This window comes from Pseudomonas fluorescens (genome assembly GCF_902498195.1).
Taxonomy (GTDB): domain Bacteria; phylum Pseudomonadota; class Gammaproteobacteria; order Pseudomonadales; family Pseudomonadaceae; genus Aquipseudomonas; species Aquipseudomonas fluorescens_BU.
Window position 1 is genome coordinate 215,829 of sequence record NZ_CABVIY010000009.1, and the last position, 25,663, is coordinate 241,491.

At 58.6% G+C, this 25,663-nt stretch carries 17 protein-coding genes; 9 read left to right on the top strand and 8 right to left on the bottom strand.

Features of this window, described 5'->3' with window-relative positions; translation table 11 throughout:
* Nucleotides 1–6: 6 nt before the first annotated feature.
* A complete protein-coding gene (gene mscL, locus F8N66_RS29115) occupies nt 7–420 on the bottom strand; it encodes a large-conductance mechanosensitive channel protein MscL (RefSeq protein ID WP_150773375.1) in 414 nt (137 codons plus the stop codon).
* Nucleotides 421–1,046: 626 nt separating this feature from the next.
* Between mscL and radA the strand changes: the two genes are divergently transcribed.
* A complete protein-coding gene (gene radA / locus F8N66_RS29120; protein WP_150773376.1) occupies nt 1,047–2,414 on the top strand; it encodes a DNA repair protein RadA in 1,368 nt (455 codons plus the stop codon).
* 95 nt (nt 2,415–2,509) lie between these two features.
* On the opposite strand, the gene F8N66_RS29125 is transcribed toward radA, so the two are convergent.
* Nucleotides 2,510–2,878, bottom strand: a complete 369-nt coding sequence (locus tag F8N66_RS29125; protein ID WP_150773377.1) for a PilZ domain-containing protein — start codon at nt 2,876–2,878, stop codon at nt 2,510–2,512.
* Nucleotides 2,879–3,036: 158 nt separating this feature from the next.
* Between F8N66_RS29125 and F8N66_RS29130 the strand changes: the two genes are divergently transcribed.
* The 5 genes from F8N66_RS29130 to lanM all read left to right on the top strand — a co-directional run bounded on the left by F8N66_RS29130 (nt 3,037) and on the right by lanM (nt 10,022).
* Nucleotides 3,037–5,103: a carbon starvation CstA family protein gene (locus tag F8N66_RS29130; protein WP_150773378.1), complete on the top strand. Its 2,067-nt coding sequence runs from the start codon at nt 3,037–3,039 to the stop codon at nt 5,101–5,103.
* A gap of 14 nt (nt 5,104–5,117) precedes the next feature.
* Nucleotides 5,118–5,315 carry a YbdD/YjiX family protein gene (locus F8N66_RS29135; protein ID WP_077046022.1) on the top strand — a complete coding sequence of 66 codons (198 nt, stop codon included), beginning with the start codon at nt 5,118–5,120 and terminating at the stop codon, nt 5,313–5,315.
* A gap of 163 nt (nt 5,316–5,478) precedes the next feature.
* Nucleotides 5,479–6,450, top strand: a complete 972-nt coding sequence (yjiA, locus tag F8N66_RS29140) for a GTPase (RefSeq protein WP_150773379.1) — start codon at nt 5,479–5,481, stop codon at nt 6,448–6,450.
* Nucleotides 6,451–6,744: 294 nt separating this feature from the next.
* Nucleotides 6,745–6,906, top strand: coding sequence for a hypothetical protein (locus tag F8N66_RS31570; protein WP_191623064.1), 162 nt, complete (start codon nt 6,745–6,747; stop codon nt 6,904–6,906).
* A gap of 80 nt (nt 6,907–6,986) precedes the next feature.
* On the top strand, nt 6,987–10,022 hold the full coding sequence (lanM, locus tag F8N66_RS29145) for a type 2 lanthipeptide synthetase LanM (protein WP_150773380.1): 3,036 nt from the start codon (nt 6,987–6,989) through the stop codon (nt 10,020–10,022).
* A gap of 138 nt (nt 10,023–10,160) precedes the next feature.
* On the opposite strand, the gene glyA is transcribed toward lanM, so the two are convergent.
* Both glyA and F8N66_RS29155 read right to left on the bottom strand, forming a co-directional pair.
* On the bottom strand, nt 10,161–11,414 hold the full coding sequence (gene glyA, locus F8N66_RS29150; protein WP_020798669.1) for a serine hydroxymethyltransferase: 1,254 nt from the start codon (nt 11,412–11,414) through the stop codon (nt 10,161–10,163).
* Nucleotides 11,415–11,653: 239 nt separating this feature from the next.
* On the bottom strand, nt 11,654–15,502 hold the full coding sequence (locus F8N66_RS29155; RefSeq protein ID WP_150773381.1) for a bifunctional diguanylate cyclase/phosphodiesterase: 3,849 nt from the start codon (nt 15,500–15,502) through the stop codon (nt 11,654–11,656).
* Nucleotides 15,503–15,787: 285 nt separating this feature from the next.
* Here F8N66_RS29155 and ettA point away from each other — a divergent pair, with 285 nt between their 5' ends.
* A complete protein-coding gene (ettA, locus tag F8N66_RS29160) occupies nt 15,788–17,452 on the top strand; it encodes an energy-dependent translational throttle protein EttA (RefSeq protein ID WP_150773382.1) in 1,665 nt (554 codons plus the stop codon).
* Nucleotides 17,453–17,816: 364 nt separating this feature from the next.
* Nucleotides 17,817–19,154 carry an NADP-specific glutamate dehydrogenase gene (gene gdhA, locus F8N66_RS29165; RefSeq protein WP_150773383.1) on the top strand — a complete coding sequence of 446 codons (1,338 nt, stop codon included), beginning with the start codon at nt 17,817–17,819 and terminating at the stop codon, nt 19,152–19,154.
* On the opposite strand, the gene F8N66_RS29170 is transcribed toward gdhA, so the two are convergent.
* From F8N66_RS29170 to F8N66_RS29185, 4 genes are all read right to left on the bottom strand, one after another.
* Nucleotides 19,151–19,645: a GreA/GreB family elongation factor gene (locus F8N66_RS29170; RefSeq protein ID WP_150773384.1), complete on the bottom strand. Its 495-nt coding sequence runs from the start codon at nt 19,643–19,645 to the stop codon at nt 19,151–19,153. The two genes, gdhA and F8N66_RS29170, sit on opposite strands and share 4 nt — an antisense overlap.
* A gap of 70 nt (nt 19,646–19,715) precedes the next feature.
* Nucleotides 19,716–20,072, bottom strand: coding sequence for a hypothetical protein (locus tag F8N66_RS29175; RefSeq protein ID WP_150773385.1), 357 nt, complete (start codon nt 20,070–20,072; stop codon nt 19,716–19,718).
* A 153-nt stretch (nt 20,073–20,225) separates the two neighbouring features.
* A complete protein-coding gene (locus F8N66_RS29180; RefSeq protein WP_150773386.1) occupies nt 20,226–22,079 on the bottom strand; it encodes a DUF4105 domain-containing protein in 1,854 nt (617 codons plus the stop codon).
* Nucleotides 22,080–22,301: 222 nt separating this feature from the next.
* Nucleotides 22,302–22,790 carry a DUF3015 domain-containing protein gene (locus F8N66_RS29185; protein ID WP_008058249.1) on the bottom strand — a complete coding sequence of 163 codons (489 nt, stop codon included), beginning with the start codon at nt 22,788–22,790 and terminating at the stop codon, nt 22,302–22,304.
* Between the two features lie 279 nt (nt 22,791–23,069).
* On the opposite strand from F8N66_RS29185, the gene F8N66_RS29190 reads away from it, so the two are divergent.
* Nucleotides 23,070–25,508 carry a Lon protease family protein gene (locus tag F8N66_RS29190; RefSeq protein ID WP_150773387.1) on the top strand — a complete coding sequence of 813 codons (2,439 nt, stop codon included), beginning with the start codon at nt 23,070–23,072 and terminating at the stop codon, nt 25,506–25,508.
* Nucleotides 25,509–25,663: the final 155 nt, after the last annotated feature.

Genomic DNA, 25,663 nt, shown 5'->3' on the forward strand with positions numbered 1-25,663 from the left:
GTGTGTTCAAGGTCGATTGTTCTGGGCCTTGAGCAGGTCGCGGATCTCCCCCAGCAACTCTTCTTCCTTGGTGGGAACCGGCGGCAGGGTAGGGGCCACGGCCTCCTCGCGCTTCAGGCGGTTGATGGCCTTGACGCCCATGAAGATTGCGAAGGCAACGATCACGAAGTCGATCAGGCTCTGGATGAATTTACCGTAGGCAAGCACCACCGCCGGGGCATCACCGCTGGCCGCTTTGAGCGTAATGGCCAGGTCACTGAAGTCCACCCCACCGATCAGCAGGCCAATGGGAGGCATGACCACGTCACCGACAAACGAGGTGACGATCTTGCCGAACGCGGCGCCGATGATGATACCGACGGCCATGTCGACCACATTGCCCTTGACGGCGAAGGCCTTGAACTCACTTATCACGCCCATAGGTTATTCCTTGTTACAGATGAGGTTGGTGAACGCAGTGTAATTCAGCAAGGTGCATTCTGCTTGAAACAACTGCTTGCAGGGCTTGCCTGCAATCGACCGGTTGGGCGTTGAAAAGTTTAAACAAAAGCTGATTTCGTCCTCGTATCTTCCTTTTTTGGCACACGCCTGCCAGGTCGTTTTCACTCTCTATCCAACTGGCCAGGATCTAAGGCTCGATTGATGATTTCTATGCGCCACAAAGTTTCGAAGGGTGGATATTTTCATGCTGTTGTAGAAGCGAATGATTCTAAGTTTAAACGTGGAGTGGAAATTCTATGCGGTGGTTAATACCCTTGCGGGTCCTGGGGTTGTTAGCTATTGAGTTGTACGGTGGATTTTTTATTTATAGGGTTCGTACAGGTTTCATATTTGATTGATGGCGGTTTTATAGGTTGTCGTCACGGATTGGTTATACAGCGGGTAACTTGATGTAATGTACTAACTGTTTAATGAGCTATAGGATTAGTGGTTCGTTTCGTTGCGCGCGATCAAATAAATTCCTTGCCTATCGACATCCGTAGGGCCTCAGCTCGCGCTGATTACGCGCGGCTGAGCTATCATCGCGGTTTTTGCCGGGAGTTCAGATGGCCAAGGCCAAGCGCATGTACGGCTGCACCGAGTGCGGCTCAACCTTCCCCAAGTGGGCCGGCCAGTGCGGTGAATGCGGGGCCTGGAACACACTGACCGAAACCATGGTGGAAAGCGGCGGGGCCGCGGCGCCCACCGGGCGTACCGGATGGGCCGGGCAACAGGCGCAGATCAAGACCCTGGCCGAAGTCAGCGTCGAAGAAATCCCGCGCTTTTCCACGGCATCCAGCGAGCTGGATCGGGTACTGGGTGGCGGTCTCGTCGACGGCTCGGTCGTGCTGATCGGCGGCGATCCCGGCATCGGCAAATCGACCATCCTTTTGCAAACCCTGTGCAACCTGGCCAAGAGCATGCCGGCCCTGTACGTCACGGGCGAAGAGTCCCAGCAACAAGTGGCCATGCGCGCCCGACGCCTGGGTTTGCCACAGGATCAACTGCGGGTCATGACCGAGACCTGCATTGAAACCATCATCGCCACGGCACGGCAGGAAAAGCCCAAGGTCATGGTGATCGACTCGATCCAGACGATCTTCACGGAACAACTGCAATCGGCGCCGGGTGGCGTCTCACAGGTGCGCGAAAGCGCGGCGTTGCTGGTGCGCTATGCCAAACAGAGCGGGACGGCGATCTTCCTGGTCGGCCACGTGACCAAGGAAGGCGCACTCGCCGGTCCTCGCGTGCTGGAGCACATGGTCGATACGGTGCTGTATTTTGAGGGCGAGTCCGACGGGCGTTTGCGCCTGTTGCGGGCGGTGAAGAACCGTTTCGGCGCGGTCAACGAGCTAGGCGTGTTCGGCATGACCGACAAGGGCCTGAAAGAAGTCTCCAATCCGTCGGCCATTTTCCTGACCCGCGCTCAGGAAGAAGTCCCGGGCAGTGTGGTCATGGCGACATGGGAAGGGACCCGGCCGATGCTGGTGGAAGTACAGGCGCTGGTGGATGACAGCCATCTGGCCAACCCGCGTCGAGTCACGCTGGGGCTGGACCAGAATCGCCTGGCAATGTTGCTGGCGGTGTTGCACCGTCACGGCGGTATTCCGACCCACGATCAGGACGTGTTTCTCAACGTGGTCGGTGGTGTGAAGGTCCTGGAGACAGCCTCTGACCTGGCGTTGATGGCGGCGGTGATGTCCAGCTTGCGCAACCGGCCGCTGCCCCATGATCTGCTGGTATTCGGTGAAGTCGGCCTGTCCGGCGAAGTGCGCCCGGTGCCCAGCGGTCAGGAACGACTGAAAGAAGCGGCCAAGCATGGCTTCAAGCGGGCCATCGTGCCCAAGGGCAATGCACCGAAAGAAGCGCCGGCGGGGTTGCAGATCATTGCCGTCACACGTCTGGAACAGGCCTTGGACGCCTTGTTCGAATAAACACAGGTCCCTGTAGCAGGCTGCGATCTTTTGACTTTGCTATTGAACAACAAGATCAAAAGATCGCAGCCTGCGGCAGCTCCTACAAGGTGTGCTCAGATGTCTATCAGGGCACCCAGCTCCCGCTCCAGTTCCTGCGGATCTCCCAGATTGAATTCAATCAACCGCCGCAGCCGTTCAATGGACTCCAGGCTGATATGCCGGCAGACAAATCCGAGCTGGCCGTGGTCTTCATGGCTTAGCCGCACATCCATCTCGATGTCGATGTCCTCGCTCAGATGAATATCGACGAAAAAATCCTGCCGCGGGTTGCCCAGCCAAGGTTCAGGCCGCTCGATCAGCAGCCCCTTGAGCGATAGATCGATCAGCTTCACCGGCCAGATGAACGCTCCCTGGCTCAGCTCGGTTTTGGCATCGAACGCAATACGTTTGAAGCGGCGGCGATCGGCGGGGTGGTCGCTCATGGCGCAATCCTCTGGATGTTCGCTGACTATAGACCCGCATTGTCAGAACCTGCCAGCCAGCACAAGCGTCTAGACCAACGTTGGGTATGGTCTTTGCCGTCAGTAGCGCTAAACTCGGTGTGGCTGTCTTTCTTGTCCACTCTGGCTGGAATCATAAAATGAAAAATAATAATAGCCTGCTACGCCACATACCCTGGCTGGTGCTGGCAATCGTGGGAGCGTGCGCCCTGGGCGTAGTGGCATTGCGCCGAGGCGAGGCGATCAACGCCTTATGGATTGTGGTCGCCGCCGTGGCCATTTATCTGGTCGCGTATCGTTACTACAGTCTGTTCATCGCTAACAATGTGATGCAACTCGACCCGCGACGGGCCACCCCCGCCGTGCTCAACAACGACGGTCTGGACTACGTTCCAACCAACAAACACATCCTTTTCGGCCACCACTTCGCGGCCATCGCCGGCGCGGGGCCGCTGGTCGGTCCGGTCCTGGCGGCGCAGATGGGCTACCTGCCCGGCACGCTGTGGCTGATCGCCGGTGTGGTGCTGGCCGGTGCAGTGCAGGACTTCATGGTCCTGTTCATGTCCACCCGCCGCAACGGCCGTTCGCTAGGCGATATGGTCCGTGAGGAAATGGGCCGCATCCCCGGCACCATCGCGCTGTTTGGCTGCTTCCTGATCATGATCATCATCCTCGCGGTTCTGGCGCTGATCGTGGTCAAGGCCCTGGCCGAAAGCCCGTGGGGCATCTTCACAGTGATGGCGACCATCCCGATCGCGATGTTCATGGGCATTTACATGCGCTACATCCGCCCGGGCCGCATCGGTGAAATCTCGGTAGTCGGCGTGTTGCTGCTGTTGGGTTCGATCTGGCTGGGCGGGCAAATCGCCGCTGATCCGGTGTGGGCCAAGGCCTTTACCTTCAATGGCGTGCAAATCACCTGGATGTTGATCGGCTACGGTTTCGTCGCCGCTTCGCTGCCGGTGTGGCTGATCCTGGCACCCCGTGACTACCTGTCGACCTTTCTGAAAATCGGCACCATCGTTGCCCTGGCGATCGGCATCCTGATCACCACGCCCGAGCTGAAAATGCCGGCGCTGACCCAGTTCATCGACGGCACCGGTCCGGTGTGGAAGGGCGGCCTGTTCCCGTTCCTGTTCATCACCATCGCCTGTGGCGCCGTGTCGGGTTTCCATGCACTGATTTCCTCCGGCACCACGCCCAAGCTGCTTGATAACGAGGTCAACGCCCGTTACATCGGCTACGGCGGCATGCTGATGGAATCCTTTGTGGCGATCATGGCCATGGTCGCCGCTTCGGTGATCGAGCCTGGCGTGTACTTCGCCATGAACAGTCCGGCGGCCGTGGTCGGCGGTGATGTGGTGGCAGTAGCACAAACCGTCAGCAGCTGGGGCTTTGCAATCACCCCGGAAGCGCTGCAAGCCGTGGCGCATGACATCGGTGAAACCACCATCCTGGCCCGTGCCGGTGGTGCGCCGACCCTGGCGGTGGGGATCGCGCAGATCCTGCACAGTGTGCTGCCAGGTGAAAACACCATGGCGTTCTGGTACCACTTCGCGATCCTGTTCGAAGCGCTGTTCATCCTGACCGCCGTCGACGCGGGCACCCGTGCCGGGCGTTTCATGCTGCAGGACTTGCTCGGTTCCTTCGTGCCAGCGCTCAAGCGCACGGAATCCTGGACCGCCAACCTGATTGCCACCGCCGGTTGCGTGGCCATGTGGGGCTGGCTGCTGTATCAGGGCGTGATCGATCCGCTGGGTGGCATCAACACCTTGTGGCCACTGTTCGGCATCTCCAACCAGATGCTGGCCGGTATCGCGCTGATGCTCGGCACCGTCGTGCTGATCAAAATGAAACGCCAGCGCTACATCTGGGTGACCTTGCTGCCAGCGGTATGGCTGCTGATCTGCACCACCACTGCCGGCTTCATCAAGCTGTTCGACGCCAACCCGGCGATCGGCTTCCTGTCGCTGGCCAAAAAATACAGCGATGCCCTGGCCAATGGTCAGATCCTCGCCCCGGCCAAGGACGTCACGCAGATGCAGCACGTGATCTTCAATGCCTACACCAATGCCACGCTGACCGCGCTGTTCCTGTTCGTGGTGTTCAGCATCCTGTTCTACGCGCTCAAGGTCGGCATCGCTTCCTGGGGCAAAAAAGAACGTACGGATAAAGAATCGCCCTTCCAGGCGCTGCCGGATGCGTGATCGAGGACTGCAACATGTTCAATGACTTGAGTCGCCTCGGTAAATACCTCGGTCAGGCCGCGCGCCTGATGGTCGGCATGCCCGACTACGACAATTACGTCGAGCATATGCAAAACAAGCACCCGGACAAACCGGTGATGAGCTATGAGGCGTTCTTCCGGGAACGTCAGGAGGCCCGTTACGGTGGCAAGGGCGGGCCGAAGTGTTGTTGATCCAACAACCAGGTTGACGCAATACCCTGTGGGAGCGGGATTGCTCGCGAAAGCGGTGTGTCATTCAACATTCATGTCGACTGATACGACGTCTTCGCGAGCAAGCCCGCTCCCACATTTGTTTTGTGTTTTTCTTTGAATTCAATGCAACAGGAGAGTCAGCGTGTCCTCCCCCATCCCGGTCACCATCCTCAGCGGCTTCCTCGGCGCAGGCAAAACCACGCTGTTGCGCCACCTGCTCAAAACCGAGCACGGCCTGAAAATCGCCGTGATCGAAAACGAATTCAGTGACGCCGGCATCGACACCCAACTGTTGGGTGATGAGCCGGTGCAAGTGATGACGCTGTCCAACGGCTGCGTCTGTTGCACCATCCACACCGACCTGACCAAAGCGCTGTATCTGCTGCTCGAACGCCTGGACAGCGGTGAAATCGCCTTCGACCGACTGGTGATTGAATGCACCGGCCTGGCCGATCCGGCACCGGTGGCGCAAACCTTCTTCATCGACGAAGAGCTGCGCGAGCGCTACATCCTCGACGGCATCATCACCCTGGTGGACGCCGCGCACGCCGAGACTCACCTGACCCAGACCATCGCCCAGGCACAGATCGGTTTCGCCGACCGTTTGCTGGTGAGCAAGCGCGACCTGGTGGATGAGCCGACGTTCAGCGCCCTGAGCGATCGCCTGACCCGTATCAACCGTCGCGCGCCGATTCGTGTGGTCGACCATGGCAAGATCGATCTGGCCGAACTGCTCGATGTGCGTGGTTTCAATCTCAATGCCGACCTGGGCGGCGGCGTGAGTTTGCGCCCGGTCACCCAGGCACCTTCCATCGACCGTATCTCCAGCCTGGTGCTGCGCACCGACAAGCCGCTGGATATCGACAAACTCAGCGAATTCATGAACGAACTGCTGGAAGACCATGGCAAGCAATTGCTGCGCTACAAGGGTGTATTGAACATCCTGGGCGAGCCACGGCGCATGGTGTTTCAAGGCGTTCTCAAGTTGTATGGATTCGATTGGGACACTGAATGGGCGGAAGATGAACCGCGTGAAAGCATCATCGTATTTATTGCCGATGATTTACCGGAGGATAAAATCCGAGAGGGGTTTACACGAGTGGCAGCAGAGTAGGGTTGAATAGTCGATACGATACGGTGAGTTGATAAGTGCCGTAGGAGCGAGGTTTTCATTCGAAAGCGATTTGTCTGGCCGTCGAGATAGCTCGCTCCTGGCGCATCGCAAGTAATCTTTACAGTCTGTTTCAGCCGGTTGGCATTTAAAAAGTACTTCGGATTGGCTGCTGATAGGTAGCGTCGTCGTTTACATTTTGTTCTGTTTGAAGTGGAGTGAAGTTTTCCGGTCAATGATAGTTTTGTTGTTCGCCAGTCAAGGCGATTAATAAACTTTCTTTCAGGAGAAACACCCATGCAAGAGCTGATTTTGGATCTGTCCGGTGAATTTGGTGCGGAGTTCCAGGCCTATGTGAATTCCGGTAACGCCGATGTCGCTGCGGAAATTGGTTGTGATACCACGGTTGGCTGTCCGACCGTGGCCTGCACCGTACTTCAACCCTGCTGCCTCCCATAATAAGACAAGGCGGGCTCTGGCCCGCCTTGTTTTTACGAGCTCCCGATATTGGCAAACTTTCTGAAAGTCGAGTGAATGTTATGAGTGCACCAATGGCGGAAAAGTATGATGCCTTGAGCAAAATGATTGATCTGCTGCACAAAGATGACAAGGCTATTCAGTATTGTTTTGGGATTGATCGTCAGGCGCTGCTGGAAGAGTATCGTGACACTTTATTGCTCGGTAATGCTACAGCCGATCGGGCAAGTGAGGCGGATCAGGCGAAAATAAGATTAATTGTTTCATTGTCTCAGGGTGACGATGCTGAGCAAGTTATGTTTGGCAGATTTTGTGCCTGTTGGTATGGTTTTCTAAGGCATGTGTTTGAACGTGATCCGAAGTATGAAACCCTATGTGAGTGGATTGATGTAGAAACGTTTTTGCCGAGTATTCGTTCTCACTTGACTTCACAGGTCAAACAACTTGCATTGAAATCCTTGGTTCATCAGCTCAACAGCCGGATTGCTGACGGTGCTGATCTGGATCTGGAACTATTTGATCGGGAAGTGGCTGGCGTGGGGCTGCCACAGTTCCTGGCATCATATCCGGTACTGACACGCATGCTGATTGAGCGGATCGAAGATACGGTCGCGTATCTGTACAAGATCCTATGTTATTTCAAGTTGGATATTTGCCAGCTTGAAAGCACTTTTGGATTATGCGAAAGGCAGATCGGTTCAATTTCCATGGGCTTGGGCGATGCTCATGCCAACGGCGAAACTGTCTGTTGCGTGAAAGTCGGCACTGTGGAGCTGATATTTAAACCAAGAAGCAATCGTGAAGTACTATTTTACAATGCGTTGCTCGAAAAGATGCGGACGCAGACGGGAAATAGCTATTTCGCCATACATGCACCCCTTATGGTTTCTTCGGATAATCACTGCTGGATTGAAAAAATCGAAAACGTGCCCTGCGAAACAGAAAGCGAGTTGTTGCTTTTCTATAAGCGCCTGGGGGCACAGGTTGCAGTGATCCATGCATTAAATGGCAAAGACTTCCACTATGAAAATATCATTGCCCATGGGAGCAGTCCGGTAATGATCGATCTTGAATGCCTGTTCACTTCGGCCATGGTTGATCTAAGGGTTGATGAACCGCATGGGCGGGCGCTTTTCAAAATCATCAGGCTCAATAGCCAGTCGGTGTTTACAACAGGTTTTGTTTCCAATGCAGCAGGCTCGGACAATGACCAAAGTGGTTTGAGCCGCCAACAGAGGTTTGTCGTCACGAGGCCACTGTTAGTACCTGAGCAGGGCTTCTATCGCTTGAAACCACAGGAAGTCGACACTCGCCCGTTGATGCAACACCTCCCTGTTTTCGAAGGTGAGGTGCGTTCGGTCATTGCTTACGAAGAGGCTTTTTTATACGGTTTCAAAGTTGGTTACGATGACGTAATGAACCATCGAGAGGCGGTACTTGAATTGCTGGCCGAGCATGCACAAGGGTTGAAGACCCGTGTGCTGATCAAAAGTACCCAACGCTATGCCGATTTCATCGGAATGATGACTCATCCACATTTCACTCAGTGTCAGTTCAAACATGAATTGTTACTCGCAACCTTGTGGGCTGATCTCGGTGACAGGCTAAATAAATACGATATCCCGAGACACGAAATCCACGATCTCAAGAAGGCTAATTTTCCATGTTTTACTCAAGCCTTGCTGTCTGACCATTTGCTCGACGCTCATGGTCAGACCGTTGCGCTTTTACCGATTGAGCTTCCTTTTGAGAGTTGCCGAAACAAGCTGGAAACACTATCCCCAAAGGACAAGGCGTTCCAGGTTCATATATTGCAGGCGTGTGTGTTTCCCCTCGCCACTGAATTTTTGCCACTCAATCGAAGTCACCACTTGGAAGCCGTCCCCGACTTTGGTCGCGTGCAGTATCTCGAAGGCGCTATGCGCATTGCCGCAATCATTGAAAAAAACCGCATCGACGGCGAGCTGGGCGATGTCGGCTGGACGTGCATTGAGACGCATCCCCGAACCGGCCGCAATTTTCTAACGCACATGGGCAATAGCTTGTTCAACGGAATGGGAGGACTGGCTATTTTCTACCTGAGTCTGTTCCGGGTTGGCGGGGTGACGCGTCACCGGGATGAGGCAGAGCGAATCCTGTATTCGATGAGTCAATCCCAAGGGCAATTTTCACGCAAGCTGGAGGTCAGTGCGTATCTCGGCCTGACTTCCTACCTGTACGTGTTGGTCAATTATGAGCTGATGACTGGCCGTCAGACCTATCAGGCGAACGTCGAAGAGCTGTTGTTGAAACTGGCGGATTTTCCACGCGAAGACGATGAATTCGATTTCATTCTGGGCTGGTGTGGCGCCCTGACCGTTCTGGTGAATCTGTACCAGCTCGGAAAGCGTGAGACATTGCGCCCCCTGATCGAAAAATTCTCAAACGCCATTCAATCGGCTCTGACGCTGGAGAAGGGAGTGCTGCGGCTCAAGACAACGGGGAAACCGCTGTTAACCGGTTTTTCTCATGGCATTTCGGGAGTTATGCAGGCAGTTGGCAAGGCTTGGGAGATTACGAAAGATCCACAGCTCGCCGAGCTGATTTCAACGTGGTTGCAAGCAGAAAACCATCACACGGTCGATGGTTACTGGCTTGACCTTCGGGAAGACGCCAAGTCTGCGTCATCTATTAAATGGTGCCATGGTGATGGCGGTATTCTCATTGCCCGGCATGGGCTGGTTCAATCGATGGGGAGGGCGTTGAGCGCCGAAACCAGAGCGGTACTCGAGCAGGATGCCGAGCGCTGTGAGCGCCATCTCTGGGAGCAGGGGCTCGGGTCTGGTTACAGCTTGTGCCATGGTGATTTTGGCAATCTGATGTGCCTGCTTAAACGCTATCGCGAGACAAGCAACGAATCGGGCATTGCGAAGGTCAATCGCGCGCTCTCTCAAGTGGCCCATAATTTCTTCAATGAAGATTTTCTGGATGAGTACAAGTTTCCCGACCTGAGCATGATGCTAGGCATCACGGGTGCTGGTCAGGCCCTGCTGCAGGCCGTGAATGCAGACTTGCCGGATGTATTGGCATTGGAGTTTGCCAAACCTGCTACTCACTGAGCGGCAATTTTGTCGCGCCCGTTGGCGTCAGCACACTACGGTACTGAGCGTGGCCCTTGTCGGGTGCCGGCATGACCCGCTCATAAAAAAACCGGCCATCTCTGGCCGGTTTTTCATTGCTGCGGTTTAGCGGGCTGATTAGGCGCCGTACACCGGCAGCTTCTTGCAGATAGCCTTGACCTTCTCGCGAACGGCGTCGATCACCGCTTCGTTGTTCAGGTCGGCCAGGATGTCGCAGATCCAGCCGGCCAGTTCCTTGCACTCGGCTTCCTTGAAGCCGCGAGTGGTCACCGCCGGGGTGCCGAAGCGCAGGCCGGAGGTGACGAACGGGGAGCGTGGGTCGTTTGGCACGGAGTTCTTGTTCACGGTGATGAACGCTTTGCCCAGAGCGGCGTCGGCGTCTTTACCGGAGATTTCCTGCTTGATCAGCGACAGCAGGAAGAGGTGGTTTTCAGTACCGCCGGAAACCACGTCGAAACCGCGCTCGATGAATACGCTGGCCATGGCCTGGGCGTTTTTCACCACTTGTTGCTGGTAGGCCTTGAACTCAGGCTGCAGCGCTTCCTTGAAGCAGATGGCCTTGGCGGCGATCACGTGCTCCAGCGGGCCACCCTGGGCGCCAGGGAATACGGCGGAGTTCAGCTTTTTCTCGATGTCGGCGTTGGCGCGAGCCAGGATCAGGCCGCCACGTGGACCGCGCAGGGTCTTGTGCGTGGTGGTGGTCACGACGTCAGCGAATGGAACCGGGTTCGGGTAGACGCCAGCGGCGACCAGACCGGCCACGTGGGCCATGTCGACGAACAGGTAGGCGCCAACTTTGTCAGCGATTTCGCGGAAGCGCGGGAAGTCCAGGATCTGCGAGTAGGCAGAGAAACCGGCCACGATCATCTTCGGCTTGTGCTCGACCGCCAGGCGCTCGACTTCGTCGTAGTCGATCAGGCCGTTGGCGTCGATCCCGTACTGGATGGCGTTGTACAGCTTGCCGGAGGACGAAACGCTGGCGCCGTGGGTCAGGTGACCGCCGTGGGCCAGGCTCATGCCCAGGATGGTGTCACCGGCCGACAGCAGGGCCAGATAGACGGCGCTGTTGGCTTGCGAACCGGCGTGCGGCTGAACGTTGGCGTAATCGGCGCCGAACAGTTCTTTTGCACGGTCGATGGCCAGTTGCTCAACGATGTCGACGTACTCGCAACCGCCGTAGTAGCGCTTGCCCGGGTAGCCTTCGGCGTACTTGTTGGTCAATACCGAGCCTTGAGCTTCCATCACCGCAGGGCTGGTGTAGTTTTCCGAAGCGATCAGCTCAATGTGCTCTTCCTGGCGCTGAGCTTCTTGCTCCATGGCGGCAAAGAGATCGGCGTCGTACTTGGCAATAGTCAAATCACGGCTGAACATGGCGGTCCTCAAGGATCGGGGGCAGAAAAGGGGGGCATTCTACCCCAACGGGTTTTGGAAGGCATATGAAAGGACATCATGTCGCAGACAAGTGGTGTTCATGCGGGGATTAGCGGTGATCGTGCCGGCCTCTTCGCGAGCAAGCCCGCTCCCACAGAGCAATGCATTCCAAAATGCGGGAGCGGCGGTGCGACGATTCGACTTGCTCGCGAAAGCGTCATCCGCCGCGTTGAAAAACGTCAGTCGAACACGAAGAGAGCATCATCGCTGAATTGCACTTCAAACCGGTCAGCCGGCATCGGCCGCCCGAACAGATAACCCTGGACCTCATCGCAACCGTGTTCCCTCAGGAAGTCCAGCTGCTCCTGGGTTTCCACACCTTCGGCGATCACCGCCAGGTTGAGGCTGTGGGCCATGGCGATGATCGCCCGGGCGATCTGCGCGTCCTGTTCGCCCGATGGCAGGCCGTCGACGAAGGTGCGGTCGATTTTCAGCACGTCGATCGGGAACTGCTTGAGGTAGTTGAGCGATGAGTAACCGGTGCCGAAGTCGTCGACCGCAATGCTCAGGCCGAGATTTTTCAAGCCGTCGAGGATCTGCATCGCCTCGCTGACTTCGCGCATCAGGATACTTTCGGTCAGCTCCAGTTCCAGGCACGCCGGTGGCAGGCCGGTGTCCTTGAGGATGGTGGCGATTCGCGTACCGAGCTGACCGTCGGAGAACTGTCGCGCCGAGATGTTCACCGACACCTTCGGCACCCGCACTTTGGCCTGATGCCAGGTCTTGAGCTGGCGGCATGCCTCGCTGATCACCCAGTCGCCCACGTCCACCACCAGGCCGAGCTCTTCGAGCACCGGGATGAAGTCCCCGGGCGGTACCAGGCCGCGGCGCGGATGGCGCCAGCGCAACAGGGCTTCGGCGCCGGTCAAACGTTTGCCATCGCCGCTGAATTGCGGTTGGTAATACAGGACGAACTCGTTCTGCTCCAGGGCATGGCGCAGGTCACTTTCCAGTTCCAGGCGCTCCAGGGCGCTGGCGTTCATGTCCGCCTGATAGAACTGGAAGTTGTTCTTGCCGCGCTCCTTGGCGTGGTACATCGCGGTGTCGGCGTTCTTCATCAGCTGGCTGAGTTCGTTGCCGTCCTGCGGGCTCAGGGCGATGCCGATACTGGCCGTGACGAAGAACTCACGGCCTTCGAGCACGAACGGTTTCACCAGGCTGGCGAGAATCTGTTCTGCCACATGAATTGCCCGGTTCAGGGCAATCTCCCGGTTGGCCCGTGGTTGCAGCAGCAGGGTGAACTCATCGCCGCCCATGCGCGCCACGGTGTCGTCGTCATCGACGCACCCCAGCAGGCGCGTGGCCATGTCCTTGAGCATGCGGTCGCCGGCGGCATGGCCCAGGGAGTCGTTGATCGGCTTGAAACGGTCCAGGTCAAGGAACATCAGCACCACCCACGACTTTTGCCGTTCGGCCGCTTGCAGCGCGGTGTGCAGGCGATCCTGGAACAGGGTGCGGTTGGGCAGGTGGGTCAGGGCATCGTAATAGGCGAGGCGATGAATCCGCTGCTCACTGGCCTTGCGCTCGCTGATGTCGCTGAAAAAGCACACGTAGCTGGCCAGGTCGCCTTCGTCGTCCAGTACCGCGGTAATGCCGACCCACGCCGGGTAATGTTCGCCATTACGGCGCTTGAGCCAGACTTCGCCTTCCCAGGTGCTGTTCTGGTTAAGTTGCTTGAGCACGTAATGCAGATGCGCTTCCTGTTCCTGGTCGACGGTCAGCATGTTCGGCAACTGGTCGAGTACTTGCTCCACCGCATAACCGCTGACGCGACTGAAGGCTTCGTTGGCCTGAACGATGTAGCCGGCCGGGTCGGTGATCAGGATCGCCGAGGTCGAGTGCTCGAATACCGTGGCGGCCATGCGCAGGTCTTTTTCGGCGCGGCGCTGCTGGCTGATGTCGCGACCGACACCGAGCACGCCTTCGAAGGTGTCGTGTTCGTCCCAGACCAGCACCAGCCGCAGTTCGATGGGAATCTTGCGCCCGTCGGCCCGCAGGCAGTCGAACAGGAACATCTGGGTCTGCACCTGGGTGCGCAACAGGGCCAGTTGTTCAGGTTGATCCAGGGCTTTGCTGACCCGCTCCATCAGGCTGTAGATGCCGGCCAGTTGCTGCGGGTTGGCGATGGTCGATTGCCAGCCGTTCTGGAAAATCCATTCGGCGTCGTAGCCCAGCACCGCTTGCACCGAGGGGCTGACGTAATTGAGTGACATGCGGTTGTCGGTGGAGATGATCACGTCGCTGATGCTTTCGGCGAGCATCCGGTAGCGCTGTTCGCTGTCGCGCAGGGACTCACTGGCCTCGATCTGCTCGGTGACGTCCTTGGCCACGCCGATGATGCGGGTCACCTGGTCGTGCTTGTCCCGTGCCAGGGCTTGTTCGCGAATGTCGAAACGCCGCCATTCCCCGTCCCGGTGACGGAAGCGCAGCTGGCATTGCATCAATTGGCTGTAGCCGCCTTGCCGCTGGTTCTGGCGCGAGCGGTGGTAGTAATCGGCATCGTCGGGGTGGAGGAGGATTTCCCAGAAATACTCGCCCATGTGCTGCAGTTCGGTGCGGTTGTAGCCCAGGGTCTGGCCCAGATGGTGGTTGCTGAAGATCATGCGCTGGCTGATCACGTCCTGTACGTACAGGTGATCGGGCACGGTGCGCACCACATCGGACCAGAATCCTTCGCGCTCCAGCAGTGACAACTCGATGAGCTTGCGGCTGGTGATGTCGGTGATGCTCAGGATCACCGCTTTGAAGCCTTCGGCGTTTTGTGGCAGGCGCAACACCAGCCACAGGTGCTGGTCGCGGCCGGTCGCGTCCTGGAGCTTGATTTCCAGTTCCAGTTGCTGCTGTTGATTGAGCACCGCTTCGAGCACCTGGTTGCCGATGGCGCTGCCGTCCAGCGGGTTGCCATCGATCAGCAAGTCCCAGGCTTGTCCGGAGGTACTGACGTTGAGCAACTGCAGGGCCACCTGGTTGACTTCGGTAATGCGCAGCGCCTGGAGCAGCTGCAGGCGCTGTTCCCGGTCCTCCAGCCACCCTTGCAGTTGCTCCTGACTCTGCAACCGGGCCTTGTCGAACGCGCTCTTGAGGCCAGACATGTCGAGTACACACAGCGCGACGCCCGTGCCTTCGAAGATTTCCTGATAACGGCGGCGACCTTCATGCAGCTGGCGCTGGCGCCGGCGCATGTTCAGCAGGACGATAAACGGCAGCATGGAGAAGGCCAGGCACAACAGGCATTTGCCGATGAAGGCCGGCAGCAGTTCCTCGAGCACCCGCTGGCGATCGAACAGCCCGCGCAGCTGCCAGTCACTGCCGCTCAGCGGAACGGTCAGTACGCTGTTGCTCACGTCGTCTTGGGTGAGCATGCCCGGGTTGACCAGGGGCAGCGCTTCATCGCGGCTGATGATCTGGTGGTTGAAGCGGTTTTCCACCAGCCATTGCGGACGGCCATCGGTCCCGTTCAGCTGGGTCAGGGACGAGAAAAACCTCGGATTGAAGCGCAAGGCCCAGTAGCCACGGGTACTGCCGCTGGCTTGATGCAGCAACAGATGCACCACCGAGCCATCGATGGCATTGCTGAAATAATGAGGCTGGGCACGACTGCGCCGGACCAGTTCGCTCAGGTAATCCGCGTCTTCGCTGTTGGTCGCGCTGTCGGTCAGGATGGTTCCGGACGGGCTGAGCAGGGCGAGGCTGGTCAGGTCGGGCAAGGACTTTTGCAGCTTGCGCAGCAGCTCCTGCTGTTCTTCGATACTTTGCGGCTGTTCAACGATCGGTAGCAGATTAAGGGCGATCTGCGCGTTGAGCGCCATGTTCAGGCTGACTTGCGCGGCCAGGTCGGCGGTGTAGTCGATGGTGTATTGGCGCTGGGTTTTCTGGTTTTCGCGCAGCTGGTCCAGCAGCTGCCAGAACAGCAGTGCAAGCAGTAAAAGCACGAGGCTCGCCAAGGCACTTTTCAGGGTTCCGCGCAGGGGCGAACCGTTCGCTGTTGAAGGTGCACTGGTGGTCAGGGGCGGAAGGACACTGGACAAGCTTTGATCCTGCGGTTTGGCTGGACTGGCGCGACGTGCACTATAAGCCGGACGCCCGAAGGGCGGCTAGCATGCCTTGAGTTGTGGCAAAGTGCCAGCCCCACTCGGCTGGACGGCCATCTGTCATTGAGGTAGCTTTGCCGGTTACGCGGGAGCGTTCCAGCTCCTAGAATCAGACTTTTTTCAGCGCGCACGCATTGATCCCCATCAAGCGGCCGACGCGCACGGTCTGGCCAGGCATCGCCTGCGCTTTATTATTCATCTGTCACTGACCCTAGGTTCTCCATGGCTCAATACGTATTCACCATGCATCGGCTGGGCAAAGTTGTGCCGCCGAAGCGGGAAATCCTGAAAAACATCTCCCTGTCGTTCTTCCCGGGCGCCAAGATCGGCGTGCTCGGTCTCAACGGTTCGGGTAAATCCACGCTGTTGAAAATCATGGCCGGCGTCGACACCGAGTTCGAGGGCGAAGCCCGTCCGATGCCGGAGCTGAACATCGGTTACCTGCCACAGGAACCGATCCTGGACCCGACCAAGACCGTGCGTGAAGTGGTCGAGGAAGCGGTCAGCGTGATCAAGAACGCCCAGGCACGCCTGGACGAGGTCTACGCGGCTTACGCGGATGAGGATGCCGACTTCGACAAACTGGCCGCTGAACAGGCCAAGCTCGAAGCCATCCTGCAAGCGGGCGACGGTCATAACCTGGAGCGCCAGCTGGAAGTCGCCGCCGATGCACTGCGCCTGCCGGCGTGGGATGCCAAGGTTGAATTCCTTTCCGGTGGCGAGAAGCGTCGTGTGGCCCTGTGCCGCCTGCTGCTGTCCGCCCCGGACATGCTGCTGCTCGACGAACCGACCAACCACCTGGACGCCGATTCCGTCGCCTGGCTGGAGCACTTCCTCCACGACTTCCCGGGCACCGTGGTAGCGATCACGCACGACCGTTACTTCCTGGACAACGTCGCCGGCTGGATTCTGGAACTCGACCGCGGCGCAGGCATTCCGTACGAAGGCAACTATTCGGGTTGGCTGGAAGCCAAGTCGGATCGTCTGGCGGCCGAATCCAAGCAACAGTCGGCTCACGAAAAAGCCATGAAGGAAGAACTGGAGTGGGTGCGCAAAGGCGCGAAGGCCCGCCAGTCGAAATCCAAGGCTCGCCTGCAACGCTTCGAAGAAATGCAATCGCAGGAATTCCAGAAGCGCAGCGAAACCAACGAGATCTACATCCCGGCCGGTCCGCGCCTGGGCGACAAGGTCATCGAGTTCAAGAACGTCACCAAGGGTTACGGCGATCGCGTGTTGATCGACAACCTGTCGTTCTCCATGCCTAAGGGCGCCATCGTCGGCGTGATCGGCGGTAACGGTGCCGGTAAGTCGACCCTGTTCCGCATGCTGATGGGCAAGGAAACACCGGATTCGGGCAGCATCGAAGTCGGCGAAACCGTGCAACTGGCGTGCGTCGACCAGAGCCGCGAAGACCTCGACGGCAGCAAGACGGTGTTCCAGCAGATTTCCGACGGTTCCGACCAGATCCGCATCGGCAACTACGAGATCCCGTCGCGCACCTACGTCGGTCGCTTCAACTTCAAGGGCGGCGACCAGCAGAAGTTCGTCAAGGACCTGTCCGGTGGTGAGCGCGGTCGCTTGCACCTGGCCTTGACCCTGAAGGAGGGCGGCAACGTCCTGCTGCTCGACGAACCGTCCAACGACCTCGACGTCGAAACCCTGCGTTCCCTGGAAGAAGCCTTGCTGGACTTCCCGGGCGCCGCCATTGTGATCTCTCACGATCGGTGGTTCCTTGACCGCGTCGCGACTCACATCCTGGCGTACGAAGACGACTCGCAAGCCGTGTTCTTCGAAGGCAACTACACCGAGTACGAAGCCGATCGTAAAAAGCGTCTCGGCGAAGCGGCTGCACAGCCGCACCGTGTACGCCACAAGAAACTGGCCTGATATCGGGTGGGTTGCATGAAAAAGCGGAGCCTTCGGGCTCCGTTTTTTTTTGCGTGTCTTTCAGTGCCTCTGCGGTGGGCCCATAGCGAGCAAGCCCGCTCCCACATTTGGTCGCATTCCACCTGGAGGAACGGGGTCAAAAGTGGGAGCGGGCTTGCTCGCGAATGCAGTCTTCATAACGGTGCGAATCTTGGTTTGTGAATCCCTTTTCAGGTGCAAAAACGGTCGGAAAACACGATCAATTTATATCCTGTGCACCATTTAATTTCATAAACGCGACATTCTGCTCTGTTCTTGTGCACGTTTCGTTTGTTAAAGTCCGGCCCAATTTCTTCCAACGACAATAATTTGCCGAGCCTTTTCCATGATCGAATCCGTCGAATCCTTCCTTGCCCGCCTGAAAAAACGCGATCCGGACCAACCTGAATTCCACCAGGCCGTCGAAGAAGTCCTGCGCAGCCTCTGGCCCTTTCTCGAGGCCAATCCCCACTATTTGACCTCCGGGATTCTGGAGCGAATTTGCGAGCCGGAGCGGGCGATCGTGTTTCGCGTTTCCTGGGTCGACGATCACGGCAAGGTGCAGGTCAATCGTGGTTTCCGCATCCAGATGAACAGCGCCATCGGTCCGTACAAGGGCGGTTTGCGCTTCCATCCTTCGGTCAACCTCGGCGTATTGAAATTCCTCGCGTTCGAGCAGACCTTCAAGAACTCGCTGACCTCGTTGCCCATGGGTGGCGGCAAGGGCGGTTCGGACTTCGATCCAAAAGGCAAAAGCGACGCGGAAGTCATGCGCTTCTGCCAGGCCTTCATGAGCGAGTTGTACCGTCACATCGGTGCCGACGTTGACGTGCCGGCCGGTGATATCGGCGTCGGTGCCCGGGAAATCGGTTTCCTGTTCGGCCAGTACAAGCGCCTGGGCAACCAGTTCACCAGCGTGCTGACCGGCAAGGGCCCAAGCTACGGCGGCAGCCTGATTCGTCCGGAGGCCACCGGTTTCGGTTGCGTCTACTTCGCCGAAGAGATGCTCAAGCGTCGCGGCCTGACGGTCGAAGGCAAGCGGGTAGCGATCTCCGGTTCCGGCAACGTCGCACAGTACGCGGCCCGCAAGGTCATGGACCTGGGCGGCAAAGTGATTTCGCTGTCGGATTCCGAAGGCACGCTCTACTGCGAGAGCGGTTTGACCGAGGAGCAGTGGCAAGCGGTGCTGGAGCTGAAAAACGTCCAGCGCGGACGCATCAGCGAGCTGGCTGGCCGATTTGGCCTGGAGTTCCTCGCCGGTCAGCACCCGTGGGAACTGAGCTGCGACATCGCGCTGCCGTGCGCCACGCAGAACGAACTGGATGCCGATGCCGCTCGCACTTTGCTGCGCAATGGCTGCGTCTGTGTGGCCGAAGGCGCCAACATGCCGACCACGCTTGAGGCAGTGGACCTGTTTATCGACGCCGGCATCCTGTTCGCGCCGGGCAAGGCTTCTAACGCGGGTGGGGTGGCCGTGAGCGGGCTGGAGATGTCGCAGAACGCCATGCGCCTGCTGTGGACCGGCGGTGAAGTGGACAGCAAGCTGCACGCCATCATGCAGTCGATCCACCACGCTTGCGTGCATTACGGTGAAGAGAACGGTCAGGTCAACTACGTGAAGGGCGCGAACATCGCCGGTTTCGTCAAGGTCGCCGACGCCATGCTCGCCCAGGGCGTGGTCTAAACCGGTTCGATACGGACGATCCCGATCAACTGATCGCCCGCCGGGCGTTGCCACAGCACCTCGTCACCGAGTTGCGCCCCGAGCAACGCCCGGCCCAGCGGCGATCCCCAATTGATCAGGCCTTTGGCGGCAGCGGCCTGGTCTTCACCGACCAATTGCACGCGGTGCTCGGTGCCTTGCTCATCGACGTAGGTGACCCGGCTGCCAATCTGCACCTTGCTGGTCGACGTCGCCGCGGGCACCACCTGAGCGCTTTGCAGGCGTTGGTGAAAGTAACGCAGATCCCGTTCAAGGTTGGCCAGCAGCTGCTTGTCAGCCTGATCACCCCTCGCCGATTGTTGGGCGTGCAATGCCTGCAACTCGGCGACCTTTTCCTGCAGCAGATCCAGGCCAGCGCCAGTGACGTAATTGGGCTGCGCGCTGACCTGCCGTTCGACCGGCTGATCGGCTTGCGCGGCGGCGTTATCTTCATTGACGAAGGCGCGACTCATGGTTTTCTCCCGAGATAGGGTTTGGGCCATGGTTGCAGGCTTTTGGTTTCAATGGATGTCTGTCAGCGACCTATTGCGAGCGATAGGCCCGGGCGGCGTCCTGATCCTTTTGCTGTTGCCAGGCTTTATCGCGCTCGTTCCAATGGCTGTTGCGATAGTCCGCGCGGTCCTGGTTCTCGCGCATGGCCTGGCACTGGCGAAAACCGTCACTCCAGCCTTCGGCGTAGTTGTTGTCTTTCAGGTAACGCGGGACATTTTTGCGAAACTCGCCGGTGATGGCGCCGGCGGCTTGCCGGCCACTGCTGCAGCCGTCATCGAAACCGTCGGCGAACGCCGGTGGATAACCCTTGGCGATCAGGTCTTCGTGGGTTGTCTGGCAACCGGTGATCAATAGCAACAAACCAACCAAACCTGCACAACGCCACATCCTCGACTCCCGGGCCGTTCGACGGCCTATAAGGAAAGTCTAGGTGCAGGCTTGTTAGCTGCTTGTGAAAGAAAGATCAAAAGATCGCAGCCTTCGGCAGCTCCTACAGGCGTACGCGATCCAATGTAGGAGCTGCCGAAGGCTGCGATCTTTTCAGTAGTGATACCACTTCACCTCAAGCATCACTTCATTTTCGGGCGAAGCCAGGTGGCTGAATTCGCGCTGGGCGCTCAGGCGCAGGCCCAGGTTGCGCGACAACGCCCACTGCTGGTTCAGGCTCACACTGCGGCGCACTTCGCCATTGGTGAAAAAATCCCCCTTGGATTCCAGGCTGAAATTGCCCAGCGGGTTCTTCCACAGCAGGCCGGTATTGAATCCCGCCGCTGGCGCAATAAACCCGGCGAAGTCATTGTTGTGCTCCACACGCACGGTGCCCAGGGCGAACCCCAGCATGTCGTCGCCCAGTTGCCAGGTGCCACCTCCGCCGCCATTGACGTGGCTGACCAGGTTTTCATCGTCATGCTTGCCCGGCACCCGCTCCAGGCCCCCGGTGACTTGCCACGACAGCGGTTGCAGCAGCTCATTGCGCGGGGTCAGGGAGCGTATGGTGGCCAGGTCCAGTTGTTGCACCTGCCAGTCATTGCCTTCGTACTGGCGCAGTTTCAGTTGCAGGATTTCGATCTGCGCTCCGAGGGGGAAACTTTCGGCGTTGTCGTTGAGGTCGTGGTAGGCCATGCGCAGGCCATATTCGCCAAAGGCCCGGTCCCCACGGGTGCCGATTCCCGCCTGCCAGGTACGGGATTCGTGGCCATCTTCAGGCAGGCCGGGTTGCGGGATGTCCAGTTCCGGTGCCGGGTTCTGGTTGATCGCCCGCAGCAGCTCGAAACTGCGCTGTGCCCGCTGCGGGTCACGCTCCTGGCCGTTGGCGCGGTAGCGTTCCAGGCGATAGGCGGCATCGATGATCAGCGCCTGCCGGTCGCGGGGTTGCGCCTTGAATTCCGGGTTTTGCAGTTGCTGCTGGTCGGCACTGACTTTCAGCACCCATTGCTGTTCTGCATCGGTCAAGGGTTCGGCACGGCTCAGCAGTTCGCGCTCGCGGGAAGGGCGGTACTCAATGGACTCCACCAGCCCTGCCTCTTTCACGGCTTTGACGGTGTCGGTGGGGATCGCGGTCAGCGGGAATTGCTCGGTCAGGCGCAAGCTCGGGCGCGCCACCTGCAGCAATTCCAGCAGGCGGTAGGAGCAGTTTTCGTCGAAGAAAAAGTAGTCGAACTGAATCTGTTTGAGTTCCCAGACATGCTCGACCATGCGCTCGGTCTCTGCCTGGGTCAGGTTCAGGCGGTACTCCCACAGGTCGCGATTTTCAAGGCTGCGGTATTCCGAGAGTTTCTCCTGGTAGGGGACCAGCGCGAACAGGCCGGGATACCCCCCCATCAAGCCTTTCCAGGCGTAGAGAATGCTGTTGTCCGAGCCTTCAATGTAGGCGCCGAAGTTGATCGCGTAACTGAGCAGTGAAGTCTTGTCGCTTTGTACATCCGCCTGGTCGATGCGCAGCAACGTGTGGCCGAACATTGAAGAGGGGCTATTGAGATAGGCCGCCGGGAAAATCATTACCGCGCTGTGGGGCGAGACGTCCTTGAACCATTGCTTGAATTCGGCACAGTCCGGCGCCGGCAAACCGGTCAGGTCGAGCTGCGCTTTCAGCCAACGGGTACGCGCCGGGTAGACGCATTGCGCATGCTGCTCGCCGGCACTGGCCGGAGCGTACAGTGCCTGTACGGTGGCTTGCAGTTCATGATCCGGATGTTCGTTACCGTCGGCGGCGAGAAAGAATTTCCTGTCACTGACATAGCTGCGCCAACCGCCAAGTTTGGCGGTTTCGTAATGGCCCAGGGAAATCCAGAAAGGGTCGTTGGCCAGTTGCTGCAAACGTTGATGATCGATAAGCGGCGCGGCGGACAGCGGCGCGCAGACACAGAGCGCCAGCCAGGCAAGGCGTTTGAGCATAGTCAGCAACTTAAACAGGAAAAAAACAAAGACCCAAAGTGGTCGATACCGCTCCACTGTAGGCGCTGACGAGTGAAACGAGGCTGCGATCTTTGCTTTTAGAGATCAAAAGATCGCAGCCTCGTTTCACTCGTCAGCTCCTACGGTTGATCGGGTGTTGTCCGACGAGGGCAGGTCCAAAAAATAAAGCCCGCTCCTCAAAGAGAAACGGGCGGGTCGAGCTTATGCCTGAGTGGCGTACTTGGCCAGACGAGGATCGTTCTTCAGAACGGCCAGGGTGTTGGTATGCACATCTTCCGCGGTCACGTCAGCCTTGCTGAAGATCTGCTGGAAGTGCTCGTGAGTGACGGCGGCGAAGTGCGCACGGTCTTCCGGCGCCACGCCCAGTACCACGGCGTAGGTCGTCAGCGCTTCGCCCTGACCTTTGGCCATGTCTTCGGACAGCTCGTTCATCATGCCATTCATGGCAAACCAGGATTTGCCGCCATAGGTCAGCGACGCGTTGGTCGAGCAACCGTTGGTACCGGAGGTCATACCGAAGGTTGCGTTACCGGAAGTGCCGTTGGTGGTGGATGCCAGGAAGTGAGCCGGAGTACCACGCTGACCTTCGAACAGCATGTTGCCCCAACCGCAATCCGGACCGCCTGGCGCCTGAGCCATGGCGTTGATGGATACAGCGGTGAAGAGAGTACCAAGAAGAATCCGTTTCATAGCTTTGTTCTCTTTATGTGCGTACCAATGGACAAGGGTTCTGACGCCTATCTCGTCAGTTTGGACCGGTTATTAATCCAGTCGCGCAGTTTGGAGTTTAGGCACGATCACGGGGTTCCGTGATTTTTTGCTAAATATTCGCTCAAAACAGCGATTTGGCGCGGCTCTGCGCCGGGGTTTCGACTTGTCTATGCTTTGGCTTGAGGCGCTCCTTGCCAGTCAGGCATGGGCGGCGCCAGAATGCCGCTATCTGCCCCGCCTGATTGTTAAGGAAGCCCGATGCCTGATCCTGTTGCTGCCAGCTTGCGTCTAGCGCCCGAAGCGCTGACCCGTCCGTTTTCCGCTGAACAGTTCAGCTTCTCTACCACCAATGATCTGGAGCCCTTTCGCGGTGTGCTTGGCCAGGAACGCGCGGTTGAAGCCTTGCAGTTCGGCGTGGCCATGCCACGCCCCGGTTATAACGTATTCGTCATGGGCGAGCCCGGCACCGGCCGGTTTTCGTTCGTCAAACGCTACCTGAAGGCCGAAGGCAAGCGCCTGCAGACCCCGGCGGACTGGGTCTACGTCAATAATTTCGATGAGCCGCGCGAGCCGCGCGCACTGGAATTGCCGTCGGGCACCGCTGGCGCGTTCATCGGCGACATCAACGGCTTGATCGACAACCTGCTGGCAACCTTTCCGGCGGTGTTCGAACACCCGTCCTACCAGCAGAAAAAAAGCGCCATCGACCGTGCGTTCAATCAGCGCTACGACAAGGCACTGGACATCATCGAGCGCCTGGCCCTGGAGAAAGACGTCGCGCTCTATCGCGACGCCAGCAATATCGCGTTCACCCCGATGCTCGAAGGCAAGGCGCTGGACGAGGCGGAATTCGCCCAGTTGCCGGAAGCTGATCGCGAGCGCTTCCACGAGGATATTTCCAACCTCGAGGAGCGCCTGAACGAAGAACTCGCCAGCCTGCCGCAATGGAAACGCGAGTCGAGCAATCAGCTGCGCCACCTCAACGAAGAAACCATCACCTTGGCCTTGCAGCCTTTGCTGTCGCCGTTGTCGGAGAAATACGCCGAGAACGCGGCGGTCTGCGGTTACCTGCAAGCCATGCAGGTGTACCTGCTCAAAACCGTGGTCGAGCAATTGGTCGATGACAGCAAGACCGACGCCGTTGCCCGCAAACTGCTGGAAGAACAATACGCGCCGAGCCTGGTGGTCGGTCATTCGGCCAGTGGCGGCGCGCCCGTGGTGTTCGAGCCGCACCCGACCTACGAAAACCTGTTCGGACGCATCGAATACAGCACCGATCAGGGAGCGCTGTACACCACCTATCGCCAGCTGCGTCCGGGTGCATTGCACCGGGCCAACGGTGGTTTCCTGATCCTGGAAGCGGACAAAATGCTCAGCGAGCCGTTCGTGTGGGACGCGCTGAAACGCGCCCTGCAGTCGCGCAAGCTGAAAATGGAATCGCCACTGGGCGAGATGGGCCGTTTTGCCACCGTCACCCTGACGCCGCAGCACATTCCGCTACAGGTCAAAGTCGTCATCATCGGCGCCCGTTCGCTGTACTACACGTTGCAGGACCTCGATCCGGACTTCCAGGAGATGTTCCGCGTCCTGGTGGATTTCGATGAAGACATCCCGATGGTCGACGAGAGCCTGGAACAGTTCGCCCAATTGCTCAAAACCCGTACGTCCGAGGAGGGCATGGCGCCGCTGACGGCCGATGCGGTGGCGCGCCTGGCGACCTACAGTGCGCGTCTGGCCGAGCATCAGGGGCGTTTGTCCGCCCGTATCGGCGATCTGTTCCAGCTGGTCAGCGAGGCGGATTTCATTCGTCACCTGGCGTCTGACGAAATGACCGACGCCGGCCACATCGAGCGTGCGCTCAAGGCCAAGGCCACCCGAACCGGGCGCGTCTCGGCGCGGATTCTCGATGACATGCTGGCGGGGATCATCCTGATCGACACCGACGGCGCCGCGGTCGGCAAGTGCAATGGTTTGACGGTGCTGGAAGTCGGCGATTCGGCCTTCGGTGTGCCGGCGCGGATTTCCGCCACGGTGTACCCGGGTGGCAGCGGCATTGTCGACATCGAGCGCGAGGTCAACCTCGGTCAACCGATCCACTCCAAGGGCGTGATGATTCTCACCGGGTACCTGGGCAGCCGTTACGCCCAGGAATTCCCGTTGGCGATCTCGGCGAGTATCGCCCTGGAGCAGTCCTACGGTTATGTGGATGGCGACAGTGCGTCCCTGGGCGAAGCGTGCACCTTGATTTCGGCCTTGTCGAAAACCCCGCTCAAGCAGTGTTTCGCCATCACCGGTTCGATCAACCAGTTCGGTGAAGTGCAGGCAGTGGGTGGGGTCAACGAGAAGATCGAAGGGTTCTTCCGCCTCTGCGAAGCCCGCGGCCTGACGGGCGAGCAGGGTGCGATCATTCCGCAGGCCAACGTGGCCACGCTGATGCTCGACGAGAAAGTGCTGGCGGCGGTGCGCGCGGGGCAGTTCCATGTCTACGCGGTACGCCAGGCCGACGAAGCGCTGAGCCTGCTGGTTGGTGAGCCAGCCGGCGCGCCGGATGAGAATGGCGAGTTTCCCGAAGGCAGCGTCAATGCGCGGGTGGTGGAACGCTTGCGGGTTATCGCGGAAATGATCAGCGAAGAGGACCTCAAGGAAGCCGAGAAAGAGATGGCGGTCGAGGCGTTGGTGGAGGCCAAGCCGGCCTGACATCAACAGGAGCACTGCGGTCCATTGTGGGAGCGGGTTTGCTCGCGAAAGCGATCTGACAGCCACTGATGTAGGGGCTGACGTGACGTTTTCGCGAGCAAGCCCGCTCCCACATTTGTTTCAGTTTTTGGCAGCAAAAGTGCCACTACTCTGAC